Origin of the sequence: Nocardia blacklockiae (assembly GCF_015477355.1) — a bacterium.
Classification (GTDB): Bacteria; Actinomycetota; Actinomycetes; order Mycobacteriales; family Mycobacteriaceae; genus Nocardia; species Nocardia blacklockiae.
Genome location: NZ_JADLRJ010000005.1, coordinates 660,586 through 672,311, shown reverse-complemented (window position 1 = coordinate 672,311; position 11,726 = coordinate 660,586). Strand labels below are relative to the sequence as shown.

At 69.5% G+C, this 11,726-nt stretch carries 12 protein-coding genes; 8 read left to right on the top strand and 4 right to left on the bottom strand.

All coding sequences use genetic code 11. The annotated features are described in order from the left end of the window. The 3 genes from IU476_RS19345 to IU476_RS19335 all read left to right on the top strand — a co-directional run. Positions 1-246: alpha/beta fold hydrolase (locus tag IU476_RS19345; protein ID WP_228823834.1), on the top strand; the 246-nt coding region annotated here is incomplete at its 5' end. A gap of 258 nt (positions 247-504) precedes the next feature. Beyond that, on the top strand, positions 505-1,377 hold the full coding sequence (locus IU476_RS19340; RefSeq protein WP_195101944.1) for a cutinase family protein: 873 nt from the start codon (positions 505-507) through the stop codon (positions 1,375-1,377). A 222-nt stretch (positions 1,378-1,599) separates the two neighbouring features. Further along, a complete protein-coding gene (locus tag IU476_RS19335) occupies positions 1,600-2,466 on the top strand; it encodes a DAPG hydrolase family protein (protein WP_195101943.1) in 867 nt (288 codons plus the stop codon). Between the two features lie 324 nt (positions 2,467-2,790). On the opposite strand, the gene IU476_RS19330 is transcribed toward IU476_RS19335, so the two are convergent. Continuing rightward, positions 2,791-3,186, bottom strand: a complete 396-nt coding sequence (locus tag IU476_RS19330; protein WP_195101942.1) for a hypothetical protein — start codon at positions 3,184-3,186, stop codon at positions 2,791-2,793. Positions 3,187-3,892: 706 nt separating this feature from the next. Between IU476_RS19330 and IU476_RS36835 the strand changes: the two genes are divergently transcribed. Then, positions 3,893-5,170: a PucR family transcriptional regulator gene (locus IU476_RS36835; protein ID WP_324194126.1), complete on the top strand. Its 1,278-nt coding sequence runs from the start codon at positions 3,893-3,895 to the stop codon at positions 5,168-5,170. Here the strand turns inward: IU476_RS36835 and IU476_RS19320 are convergent. Continuing rightward, positions 5,167-6,591 (bottom strand): flavin-containing monooxygenase, encoded by a 1,425-nt coding sequence (locus IU476_RS19320; protein WP_195101941.1) that lies wholly within the window; start codon positions 6,589-6,591, stop codon positions 5,167-5,169. The two genes, IU476_RS36835 and IU476_RS19320, sit on opposite strands and share 4 nt — an antisense overlap. 56 nt (positions 6,592-6,647) lie before the next feature. Then, a complete protein-coding gene (locus tag IU476_RS19315; protein ID WP_195101940.1) occupies positions 6,648-7,460 on the bottom strand; it encodes an SDR family NAD(P)-dependent oxidoreductase in 813 nt (270 codons plus the stop codon). A gap of 263 nt (positions 7,461-7,723) precedes the next feature. Here IU476_RS19315 and IU476_RS19310 point away from each other — a divergent pair, with 263 nt between their 5' ends. Next, positions 7,724-8,383, top strand: coding sequence for a TetR/AcrR family transcriptional regulator (locus tag IU476_RS19310; protein WP_195101938.1), 660 nt, complete (start codon positions 7,724-7,726; stop codon positions 8,381-8,383). Between the two features lie 89 nt (positions 8,384-8,472). Then, positions 8,473-9,048, top strand: coding sequence for a nucleoside hydrolase (locus IU476_RS19305; RefSeq protein ID WP_195101937.1), 576 nt, complete (start codon positions 8,473-8,475; stop codon positions 9,046-9,048). Between the two features lie 465 nt (positions 9,049-9,513). On the opposite strand, the gene IU476_RS19300 is transcribed toward IU476_RS19305, so the two are convergent. Further along, entirely contained in the window at positions 9,514-10,035 is a 522-nt protein-coding gene (locus IU476_RS19300; RefSeq protein ID WP_195101936.1) for a P-loop NTPase family protein, read from the bottom strand. A gap of 125 nt (positions 10,036-10,160) precedes the next feature. Between IU476_RS19300 and IU476_RS19295 the strand changes: the two genes are divergently transcribed. Together IU476_RS19295 and IU476_RS19290 are read left to right on the top strand one after the other, a co-directional pair. Further along, positions 10,161-10,607 (top strand): GNAT family protein, encoded by a 447-nt coding sequence (locus IU476_RS19295; RefSeq protein WP_195101935.1) that lies wholly within the window; start codon positions 10,161-10,163, stop codon positions 10,605-10,607. 199 nt (positions 10,608-10,806) lie between these two features. Then, a complete protein-coding gene (locus tag IU476_RS19290; protein ID WP_195101934.1) occupies positions 10,807-11,697 on the top strand; it encodes a dihydrodipicolinate synthase family protein in 891 nt (296 codons plus the stop codon). Positions 11,698-11,726: the final 29 nt, after the last annotated feature.

Sequence of the window (11,726 nt, the reverse complement as noted above, 5' to 3'; positions counted from 1 at the left end):
GCCCTGCGCCGGCTCACCGCCGACCTCACCGCCGGCCTGCTGGACCCCGCCGATGCCGCACGGATACTGCTCGTCTACGGCGACCGCGACCGCCTCGTCCCGCCCGACCACGGACCACGTCTGCACCGCCTGGTCCCCACCGCCCACTACGCCACCGTCACCCACAGCTCGCATTTCCCCCACATCGACCGGCCCGCCGCCACCACGCGGCTGATCCAGGCATTCCTCACCGACACCGGCCCATGACACGCAATGCCCGCGACACGAACAGAGAACCGGCCACGGGATATTTCCGCGCGCGGCACAGGACGGCGAACGACAATCTCCCGGGAATGTGCGCGCACACGCCTCCGAAGCTGGCGACCGGCCGGTTTCGAAATTTGCGAGAAGTCACAAATCCTTCGATCACACGCCGAGCACCTCGCCCGCATGGTATTTCTGTTTCAGGTTTTGGATCGTCGGGGGCGACGGCAACACGGCGCACACTTCTTCGGGAGACAAGTCATGTCCGGACCCACACGCATTCTGCGAGCAGTCGGCCACGCCGCGAAAGCCCTCACCGCCGTCGGCGCGGTCGCCGTGATCGGCGTGGCCGCGTCGCCGCCCGCGAGCGCGGCGCCGCAGCCGCCGGCGCCCGCGGCGTCCATGCTGCAGGCCTGCCAGCAGGGAGACATCATTCTCATCGCCGCCCGCGGATCCGGTGACCTCGCGAATTCCAGATACGGTCTCGGCGAAACGATGTGGTCGGCGTACGCGTCGATGTACGACGAGGTCGCCAATCACGGATTCAACGGCCAGAAACTGCGAGTCGTCGCGGTGCAATACGACGCGGCCAGCGCCTGGAATCTCGTCTACAACCCACCGGCGTTCTTCGCCTCCCTCGCCGGCGGCATCAACGCCACCAGAAGGCTGCTGGACGAGTACCGCTCCCACCGCGAATGCGACGGCCTGGGCGTGATGCTGGCCGGATACTCGCAAGGCGCGATGATCATGCATCGCATCCTGCACGACCCGGCGGCCCTCGCGGGAGTGAACGTGTGGAGTCCGCTGCTGGTCGCCGACGGCGACCGCGTCGCCTACGACACCATGAACCACTGGGGTGGCGCCGATCCCGCGAAACCCGGTGTCGGCCAGTACTGGCCCTGGATCTCCGGCAGCAACCCGGCCCGCTTCACCATCCCCGACGTCCGCGATGTCTGCGCACCCCAGGACGCCGTGTGCTCCCCGGAACTCGGCGCCGTCCCGTGGTGGTGCCTGACCAGCCCGGCATGCGTCGCCGCATGGCAGTCCGGGACCCTGGCCGGGGAAATATGGGTCCACACCCAATACGCCAACTCCACCGAACTCGATCGCGCGGCCCGAGCGATCCCGCGATGACACCCGCGATCCCCGGGCCGGCGCGGAAGGGAAGGCCGGCCCGGTCGGCGCCACTGCCGGTAATCATGGTGTGACACAAAACCATTCGGCAGGACTGTGCGCTGTCACAGAGGGCTGTGAGCGAAATGCCTGGTGTGACCGGCGGATCTAGGCTCGGCACGTGAGTAACTCGGGGGTTCCCGGCGCACGGCCGCGGGCCCGGCAGCGCGGGGCGGAGCCGACATGTTGACGAACGGAACCAACGCCGACGGAGCGGCACGCGACGAACGCTACCGCGGCTATTCCCCGGCCGACCGGGCACAGCCCTACGCCCGGTTCTTCGCCGAACGCACGCTGCCCGCACCCGGGCTCGTGGCCGCCGCCTACGCCCGCCCCGCCACCGCGGCGCGGGTGATCCCGGAGTTCGACGAACTCACCGACGACCTCAGCCCGGCCGGGGCCCTCGCGGTCGAAACCGGGTACGGGCACACCGTTGCGGGCGCGGTCTGGGTGGCGGTGCTCACCGTGATGCCCGGCGGGACCGCGCGCATGTGGGACTGGTGGTTCGGCTGGCACCTCAACGAGCCCGCACGATTCAAACTCTGGCACCCCGAGGCCCACCTCTACGCCGGCGCCGCCCGCGACCTGTCCGATGAACCGATCCCCGACCGGGACAGATACCTCGGCAACACCGTCTACGTCGACGAATACTTCGGCACCAAGATCCAGCAGCTGGCCCTCACCTTCCACGACCCCCTCGCGCACGGATTCACCGTGCCCGACGAGCACACGATCATCCTCGCCCGTATCGGCAGCGCCGTGGCCCCGCTGGATCTGGGGTGGCTGGCCCACCAGGTGCGTCCCATCCCCGGAGGATGCGAGATCCGCAGCCGCATCTACCTCAAACTCTTCGGCCCCCGCCACCCCGACGTCGGACAAGCCGCGCGCGCGGTCGCCCGCGGCCTGTGCATCGACCCCGCCGACCTCGCGCTCGAACTCGACCTGGCACGCGAACTGCTCCTGCACTGCGGGCAGGAAATGAACCACCTCGCCAGCATCCTGCCCGACCTGCACCGCGAATTCGCCACACCCACGCGAACCGGGCGATAACCGGAACACCATCGCCTCATTCAGGAGTGGTCCGCGCATGTCGATCGAGATCTGCAGACGCCGGGCAATCGGACGAACCGGTGCGTGTCGACCGACGAATCGGCCCGACCGGGAGAGGGCAGTACCTCCCGATCGGCCACCGAGGCGACAAGGAGATGGCCTCAGCCGGCAATCACCGGGCCGGATGGGATCGCGGCCGTCGCGTGTGTTCGGCTGCGCGGCCCTCGACTGCCGGTCGAATGGCCTTTCCTGAGGCCCGGGGCGATGCGAGGCCGGTGCTGTGGACCGGGCCCGATACCCGATCCACAGCGGGAGTCGTCGCGATCAGCAACTCCACACGCGGGTCCCGCGGACATCCCGAAGCGGGATCGAGCCGCAGACCGCGGTGCCGTTGTTCGGTGACCACACCTGGTCGACCACGTATCCGCAGGCGACATCCGGCGCCCACCACATCCACCACCTCAATCCCAGGCGATCACCGAGGTAGGCGGCGCAGGCACCCTTGGCGGCCTCACGGCTGCCCTTGTTGCTCGTGACCCACGCCGGGATCCCGAAGTTGAAATACGGCCGCCACAACTGGTCGATGACGACCCGCCCGTAGCCGGGCGTATCGGCGGACGCCACCGGCGCCGTGACCGTGGCGGCCCCCAGAGCGAGCACACTTGCCGCACTCGCTGCGGCAACACCGGCAGCGACGCGCCGACGCAGAGAATTCCTCATCTTTCCTCCCTTGTGCGGCGGCGCAGTATGTCTGCACGAGCCACCGCATTCAAAGCCCGCATTTCCGGTCGCGATCACCGCCGGAGACGCGTGTTCATCGAAACTGTTTCCGCCCACTTTCATCGCCGTACAGAAATGCGAGTCCCACTTCTCGAAGCGTCGTTCGGCAATTCTGTCCCAGTGTCGATAATGGACTCCCCGGCCCATTTCAGAAGAACACAGCGACACGGCAGCAAAACAGGGTCGAAGGTCTCCAGCAGAAACCCCACCCGACCGGTCCCTTTCTTCCTCGCCCCCAGTCGTTCTCGGCGCTGCCGCGAATCCGCCCGAATCGAAACGTCGCCCCCTTCGCGTCGAGGAATTTGCGGGATGACGCATTCGGTGCCGTCACCGCGCACGGTCACCGCGGGGGGCGTCGGACGAGTGTCGGGTGTGGCGGGCGCGGAGGTTCCCGGTGCCCCTTGCCGCTGGTGGGTACATGTGCGTACCCTCCCTCGGGTACACAGATGTACCCACCGTTTCCGATGGCAGCGCGTTGCCTTTGGCAGCGCGCTGCCTTCCCCGGCCGTGCGCGCCGCCGGTTCGACGCCGGTGCTGCGGTGCCGCGCGCGGATCCGAGGTCCTCGGCGGGCTGCGGAGCTGCGGTGGGTGCGGGCGCGTCGGCTGGGACCGGTCGGCGGGCCGGGGTGCGGCGGAAAGGGATTCGGTGACAGTCGACGACGACGCGACGGAACCTGCCGGGCACGACGGCGCCGGGGTGTTCACTTCGACAGGCGAGGACGTGTGGAGTGTGTCGCGGCGGATCGTGGCGCATCTGGTCGAGCGGGTCATGCCGTGTGGAGCGCTGCCGGGCGAGGCGTTGCGCGGTGAGGTGTCGACGGTGATCCGGTTGTGTCTGCAGCTGGCGGTGCGCTCGTTCGACGGCCGGGAGTCGCCGGGCACGCTGGTGCGGCTGGAGCAGGCGGCGGCGCGGTGGGCGCGTGAGGGTATCGCGCTGGAGGTGATTCAGCAGGCGTTGCACGAGGGGTTCCGGGTCGCCGCGGGATTCTTGCGGACTCGCGCGAGTGCGGCGACCGGCACGGGCGGGGATCTGATGCTGGGTCAGTCGGCCGTTCTCGAACGGCTCACCGTGACCTTCACCCGGGCATATGTCCGGGAGCTGCAGTCGGTGCTGACCGGTGAGCACACCCCCGAGCGGATCGTGACCCGGGCGCTGCTCAGCGGGCAGGTGGACTCGACCATGGCGCGGCAGTGCGGGGTCGATGTCGCCGAGGTGTATCACGTGGTGGCGGTGGCGATCCCGCCGCATCCGGAGGAGCAGGTGCCCGGGGTGGACGGCGCGGTCGTGGCTCGCCGCAAGTTGCAGCGGGTGGAGGCCGAGCTGACGGCGCGCTGTGGTGATGCGGCGTTGTCGCTGCTGAGTGTGTCCGGTGGCACCGTGCTGGTTCCGGTGACGCTGATGTCGGAGACCGAGCTGTGCGGGCTGGTGGAGTCGTTGTCGGTGGCCGCGCAGGTGCCGATCACCGCGACGACGCTGTGCGCGCCTGCCGGGGAGATTCCCGCGGTCGCGCACGAAACCCACGAGGTACTCGACACCATTCACAATCTGCGGCGGGCCCCGCGGATGTATCTGTTCGCCGAGGTCGCTCTCGAGCATCAGATCACGCGGCCGGGGCCCGCGCTGGATTCGTTGCGGGCGGTGCTCGAGCCGCTCGAGTCGCATCCGGAGTTGTTGCAGACCCTGGCGTGCCATCTGGCCCACAACCGCAACCGGCAGCAGACCGCGCGTGCGATGCACCTGCACACCAATACCGTCGACTACCGGCTCCGACGCGTCGCGCAGCTGACCGGGATCGACCTGTCCGACCCCACCGGCTTGTGGCGGCTGTGCTCGGCGCTGGTCGCCCGCCACTACACCGGCGAGGACACCGGGACCCGGTGTGTGTTTCCGGTGGTGTCGTTCGGCCCGGCCGGCCTCGTCTAGGCGGTGTGGGTGGGGGCGGGCCGGGAGCGGGTGAGGTGGTCGGCGAAGCCGGGGCTCAGCGGCTCCCATCCCATGTGGTCGCGCACGCGGGCCAGGGTCTTGGCGAAGGTTTTGGCGTCGACGTAGCCGGCGTGGCGGGCGGAGTCGATCATGCGTAGCCCGCCGGTGAGGTCGGGCTGGTCGGTGGCGGCGAGCCGGTGGAATCGGGCGGCGGCGGCGGGGCGTTCGATCCGGTCGCGCAGGTAGTGGGCGACGAGGTGGGAGATGGCGTCGAACAGGGTGTAGGCGCTGGAGTTGACTTCGAGGAACCCGAGGGTGAACAGGGTGTGGTGGTGGCGGTGGAACGCAGTGAGGTACTGCGCGGGCCGGTCACCGTTCCAGTGCAGCAGCGCGGGGTCGAGGTAGGGGATACGCATCTGGTAGCCGGTCGCGTACAGCACGACGTCGACGCGTTCGCGGGAGCCGTCGGTGAAGACGACCTCGGGGCCGTCGAACCGCGCGAGGTCGGGTTTGACCGCGAGGTCGGCGTGCTGGAGGTGGTGCAGCAGCTGGCTGTTGAGCAGCGGGTGGGATTGGAAGAGTTTGTGGTCGGGTGCGGGCAGTCCCCAGCGGGTGACGTCGCCGACGAGCAGCCGTAGCAGCGCGGTCACCAGCGGACGTTCGATCCAGCGGGGCAGCGCGGCGCCGGCCTGGTCGAATTGGTCGGCGGGGACGCCGAAGACGTGTTTGGGCACGATGTGGTAGCCGCGGCGCACGCTGAGGAACGCGGCGTCGGCGGCTTGGGCGGCGTCGCAGGCGATGTCGGCGCCGGAGTTACCCAGGCCGACGATCAGGACGCGTTTGCCGGCGAAGTCCGCGGCGCGGCGATGTGACACGGCATGGCGGATCTCGCCGTCGAAGCGGCCCGGATGCTGCGGCAGACGGGGGTGCCAGTTGGTTCCCGACGCACAGATCACCGCCCCGTAGCGGCGTGGCGACTCCCCCGCGGGGGTGAGCAGCCAACCGTCGCCGTCGGGGACCACCGATTCCACCGGGGTCGTGAACTCGATGTGTTCGCGCAACCCGAACGTGTCGGCGAAGGCGCGGGTGTAGGCCAGGACCTGGGTGCGGGTGGGGTAGTCGCCGAAATGGCGCGGCATCGGGAAGTCGTAGAACCCGGACACGTCGCGAGAGGAGATGAAGTGCGCTGATTCGTACATCGGTGTTCCCGGGTTGTCGATGTCCCAGATCCCGCCGACGTCGGTGTGGCGTTCGAACTGGTCGTAGTCGAGGCCGAGGTGGCGCAGCATGCGGGCCGCGCTCAGCCCCGCCGGGCCGGCGCCGACGATCGCGACGGCCGCTCCGCTCGCGATCACCTCACCGATACTGCGCGCGGCCGCCGGGGGCCCGGGGGTGGTGGGGACGGTGTGGTCGGTGGTCATCGGATGCTCCCGTCTGCGGTGCAGGTGTCAGTGGGGGTGGGGTCGGGTCGGGGGTGTCACTGCCCGATGCTGGTGAGGAAGCGGCGCCGCCCGCGCTCGCCGACGCGGTCGGCCCACGGCAGCAGCAGCGCGACCAGCGTCGGGAACTGCTGCAGCACCCGCACGGCGATGCCGTCGGAGACCGGCACGAACGCCTCGCACCGCCCGGTGCGCATCAGCTTCTCGACCGCGTCGCCGACCTGGCCGACCGAGGAGACCGCGCCCACGAAATTCAGCAGGCTGCCCCCGTGGGTGGCCTCGAAGCGCAGCATCGCGGTATCGACCGCGCTGGGATACACCCCGCCCACGGTCACACCGTAGGCGCGCAATTCCAGATGCAGCGCGGCCAGAAACGCCCGCAGCCCGGCCTTCGCGGCGCTGTAGGTCGCCGACCCGGGCAGCGCCAGCAGCCCGCCCTGCGACACCGTCGCCACGATGTGCCCGCGCCCGCGCGCCCGCAGCACCACCGCCGCCGACCGGGCCAGCTGCACCGCGGACCCCAGCATCACCTCCAGTTGCAGGTCGATGTCGGCGGCGGCGATGTCGGCGACGTCCCCGGGAACGATCACCCCGGCGTTGAGGAAACACACCTCGACCTCGTCCGCCCATTCCTGCTCCAGCCGCGCGCACAACCGCGTGACCGCGGCCCGGTCGGCCAGATCACACGCCACCGGAATCGCGCCGGCACCGATCTGCTGCGCCGCCCGCTCCGACAACGCCTCGTCGCGGTCCACCGCGATCACCCGATGCCCGCGCCGCGCCAGTCGCCGCGCCACCTCGAGACCGATCCCGCCCGCAGCACCGGTCACCAGCGCATAAGTCGATTCCATCACCCTTGCTCCCAACAGAAAACCGATCCGGTCACCCGACTTGGTCGATCGACCAAGTTGTGTCGAGAGTAGCGCGGTCCGACGCCGTCCGCCATCCTCCTTCCGCAGGATCCCGCCGCTGCCCAGCTCAGCAGCGCACAATGCTGGCCCGGGACGTGCCAGGCACGGCTCATGAGCACTGGAACGGTGACTGGGTCGGTCGCCCGAGTAGAGTGCGGGACGGAGCAATGGATCCGGCCGGGTGGGCGGGAGAGGGGTGTGTGGTGGCGCGGTTGAAGGCCGAGCAGCGACGGCGGCTGCTGGTGGACGCGGCGTTCACGGTCATGGCGCGCGACGGGGTCGCCGGCGCGACGACGCGGGCGATCAGCGCGGAGGCGGGGATGGCGCAGAGCGCGTTCCATTACGCGTTCCGCTCCAAGGAGGAGCTGCTGCGCGAGCTGACTGCGGCGGTGGTCGACGCGCAAACCGGCGCGCTGGCCGAGGTACGCGTCAGCGCGGACTCGTTGCGGTCGGCGCTGACGGCGGCGATGCAGCGGCTGCTCGCCGCCGGTGTCGCCGAACCGGACCGCCAGGCCGTGCTGTACGAGCTCATGCTGCTCGACCTGCGCGCACCGCAGGATCCGGGAGCTCTCGGCCGCTGGCAGTACCGCCTCTACAGCGAGCGCGTCGCGCAATTCCTCGACCAGATGACCGAGCGATTCCAGGTGCGCTGGCGTGTGCCCGGTCCGGCGCTGGCCCGCATGATCGCCACCGCCATCGACGGCACCATGCTGGCCTGGCTCGCCGACCACGACACCGACCTCGCCGCCGAATCCCTGCACGCACTCACCGAAGCGGTGCTCCGCCTCGCCTACGACCCCGACGACACCGCACCACCCGCCCCCGGCCCGGGCGGTCCGCCCGCCGCCGCATCCGGCCACTGACCCACCAGCACACCGGGCGCGCCGCGCCGGTCATCGGATCCGGTCCGACCCCCCGGCGGCCCTGCGTCGCCGGATCCTCAAATATCGCCGTGGTGCTGCTGCACCCGGAGCTGGCCGGAGCGATCGAGTCGGTGGTGTGGATGGGAGGTTCGGCAACCAGCGGCAATCACACCGCCGCCGCGGAGTTCAATGCCTACGCCGACCCCGAAGCGTTCGACGGTGTGCTGCGCGCCGGCGTCGCGGTGCGCATGCTCGGCCTCAACCTCACCCGCCAAGTGCTGCTCACCCCCGAACACGAGCACCAGCTGCGAGCACTGAGCACCGAGCGCGCCGCGATCGTTGCCGACCACGTCGGCTTCTACCTGCGCATGATCGACCCCGCAACGCCCCGCCCGATGGCCCTACACGATCCTTGCGCTGCGGCGTACCTGCTGTGGCCGGAGCTGTTCGAACTGAAGCCCGCACGCGTCGACATCGAGCTGAACCGGTCCCTCGGGCGCGGCGCCACGTTCTGCGAATTCCGGGTGCCACGCAGGGCCGAACCGAACGCGCTGGTCGCAGTCTCCGCGCACGCCACACACGTAATGGCCCGAGTGATGAACCAAATTCATGCACTCCTCGCACCAGACCCCACCGGGCCAGCCGCAACGCCGGCGGGCCGCTAAGCCGCGCTTTCCGGCCGTCGCGAAAATACTGCATCCCTTCGTGGACTGTTCGGTAGGAGATAACGAGTCGACTACTCCCAGCCGGAAGTGCACCACCGAGTGGTCTGCTCATCCTAAGGTCGTGGTTGTCCCGAGGTGCCCTTCGGGACGCTCTATCCGGTGTTCGGCGGTAGCCCAAGCCGCCGAACGCCCCGTTGTACTGCAGTCCGGTGAGGCCCGAGGTCGACACTGTCCCTCGGGTCTCACCCCCGCGGCCGCCCGGCCGCGACGACCAACGCCAAGACCCTGAATACGGCGAAGGACATCGTCGTCTCCGAACTTCCTGCGTCTGCCACACTTTGACGTTTGCCCTGGAAACCGGTGCTACCGGCCAGGATTGATCGCGGGCCAGTGCCTCCGGACAACCGATTTCACCGTCGCGCGGTGACGCGCGGGGTTGCAGAGAAGCAGGTCACCAACAACGGGTCAGGGATGTGAAATGCGCTGGGCGCGCAGCGTTTGCAGGAAGCGCGCGGCGTGGCGGCGGCTGGTGAGGGTGACGAGCTGGACGTGGTTGCCGTGCTCGGCGAGCAGTTGCTGCACGCGGGGACGCATGGTCGCGCGGTAACGGAAGATATAGCGGAGGAAGCTCCAGGTGATGCGGTCGTAGACACCGACGTCGGGATGCTGGCCGCCGCGGTAGCGCAGCCGGCGTTGCAGCACGCCGGTCAGGCAGCCGACCGCGGGCAGGTCGAGGAAAATGACGGTATCGGCGGCACGCAGCCGGATCGGCAGGGTGCTGGCATGGTTGCCCTCGACCAGCCAGCGCGGCGCGGTGACCAAGTCCCGTTGGCGGCGCGCGAACTCGTCGCGGGGCAACGGATTCCAGTCGGTGTCGTAGAACACGTTGTCCAAATGGGTGAGCGGCAGGCCCAGCAGGTCGGCGAGCTGAGTGGCCAGCCAGGTCTTCCCCGACCCGCCGCAGCCCACCACGGCGATCCTGTCCATGGTGGCCACCCTAGCGACCCTCCGCTCCGGCACGAGCCCGATCGTGACGCGGTCAACGGTCGGAAAACGGCGCCTTGACACACCAGGCGGTGGCGCACAGTTCAGCAGCTGCCATCCTCGGATGCGTGCGGATCATCGTTGCCGACGGGCAAGTCGTCGTCAACCCTGCCGCGCTGGCCGCGTTCCAGGTTCTCCTCGAGCAGCTGGACGTCGTGCACCGGCTCAGCGACGCCTCCTTTCGCCAGCCGCGGTGGGCGGACGTGCCCCGGTCCGAGGATGGTCTGCTGCGGCTGGTCGCGGACGGCCCGGACGGCTATCGAGGTTTTCTCGGTGGCGAGGCGGGCAGCGGGCATGTCGCGTTGATCGGGGTGCTCGAGCCGGGCCGCGCAGTGGGGTCGCTGTTGCTTCGCGCGTTCGCCGAGCACGCGCGCCGTGCCGGAGCGCGCGAGTTGTCGGTGGTCCTCGATACGGAGGCCGGGCGGCGGTGGGACCGTCGTCGCTTCTTCCTGCGGGAGGGCTTCACCGCAGTACACGGCAGCGCTCTGCACTTCACCAAACCTCTGGACAGATGAGCCTTCGCCCCTGCGCCGTCGCCGATGTCTGCGCTGTCCTCTCCGAGCCGACGTGCGCAGGGGCGTGCTGAGGATCGTCGTTGCCGGTACCTGTGCGGTGCCGTCGGGCACGCCGGTTCCTGGCCGGTGCACGACGAGGGAGCACACGGTCGGGCGTGTGCTGCTCGACGGGGAATGGTGGCTGGTTTAGGAATCAGGCATGCTCGTCTCTCCGATCGTTGCCACCGTGACCCCGTTCCGGCCCGACGGAAGTATCGACTTCACCGCGCTGGGGGAGTATTTGGCGCTGCTCGACCATGCCGGTGTCACCACGGTCCTGGTCAACGGCACCACCGGCGAGTTCGCCAGCCTGAGCGCCCGCGAACGCCGCCAGGTCACCGAATACGTGCGTGCCGCGTGGCCGCACACGCTGATCGTGCAGGTCGGGTCGTGCGCGGCCGGTGAGGTGATCGAGGCGATCCAGCACGCCAACGACTTCGCCGACTACCTCGCGGTGCTGACGCCGTGGTTCTTCGCCGACGCCCCGGCCGCCGGGATCGAAGCCTTCTTCACCGAGGTGCTCGACCACGCCCGCCGGCCCGTGCTGTTGTACAACTTCCCGCGCCACACCGGGAACGTGCTCGCCCCGAAGTTGGTGGCGCGGTTGGCGTCCCGGTTCCCACTGGTGTGCGGGGTGAAGGACTCGGGCAAGGACCGCGCCGTGACGCAGGAGTACAAGAGGCTGTGCCCGCGGCTGCGGGTGTTCGCCGGGGACGACCGCCTCGCACCCCACGCGGCCGCGTTAGGGATCGACGGGGTGGCCACCGGTGCCGGCGGGCCAGTGGCGGAACTGCCGGTGCGCATCGCCACCGCGATCGCGGCCGGCGACAGCGCGCGGGCGCGGCAGGTGCAGGCGGTGTTCGACGTCTACACCGAAGCACGCAAGGCGATGCCGTTGTCGGACATCGCGTTCGCGAAAGCCGCGTTGTCGGCGCGACTGCCCGGCTTCCCCACCACCGTCCGGGCACCCCTGTCCACAGCCACCTCAGAACAGGCCGACACCATCCGAACTATCCTGCGTAACAACATCATCGGGCGGTTGCACGAATGACGCGGCCAACACACTCGGTCCGGCTGCGC

What these genes read in the sequence shown, in the direction of transcription:
- IU476_RS19340 (WP_195101944.1), top strand. Translation starts at nt 505, where the DNA reads ATGTCCGGACCCACACGCATTCTGCGAGCAGTCGGCCACGCCGCGAAA.
- IU476_RS19335 (WP_195101943.1), top strand. Translation starts at nt 1,600, where the DNA reads ATGTTGACGAACGGAACCAACGCCGACGGAGCGGCACGCGACGAACGC.
- IU476_RS19330 (WP_195101942.1), bottom strand. Translation starts at nt 3,186, where the DNA reads ATGAGGAATTCTCTGCGTCGGCGCGTCGCTGCCGGTGTTGCCGCAGCG.
- IU476_RS19320 (WP_195101941.1), bottom strand. Translation starts at nt 6,591, where the DNA reads ATGACCACCGACCACACCGTCCCCACCACCCCCGGGCCCCCGGCGGCC.
- IU476_RS19315 (WP_195101940.1), bottom strand. Translation starts at nt 7,460, where the DNA reads ATGGAATCGACTTATGCGCTGGTGACCGGTGCTGCGGGCGGGATCGGT.
- IU476_RS19300 (WP_195101936.1), bottom strand. Translation starts at nt 10,035, where the DNA reads ATGGACAGGATCGCCGTGGTGGGCTGCGGCGGGTCGGGGAAGACCTGG.
- IU476_RS19290 (WP_195101934.1), top strand. Translation starts at nt 10,807, where the DNA reads ATGCTCGTCTCTCCGATCGTTGCCACCGTGACCCCGTTCCGGCCCGAC.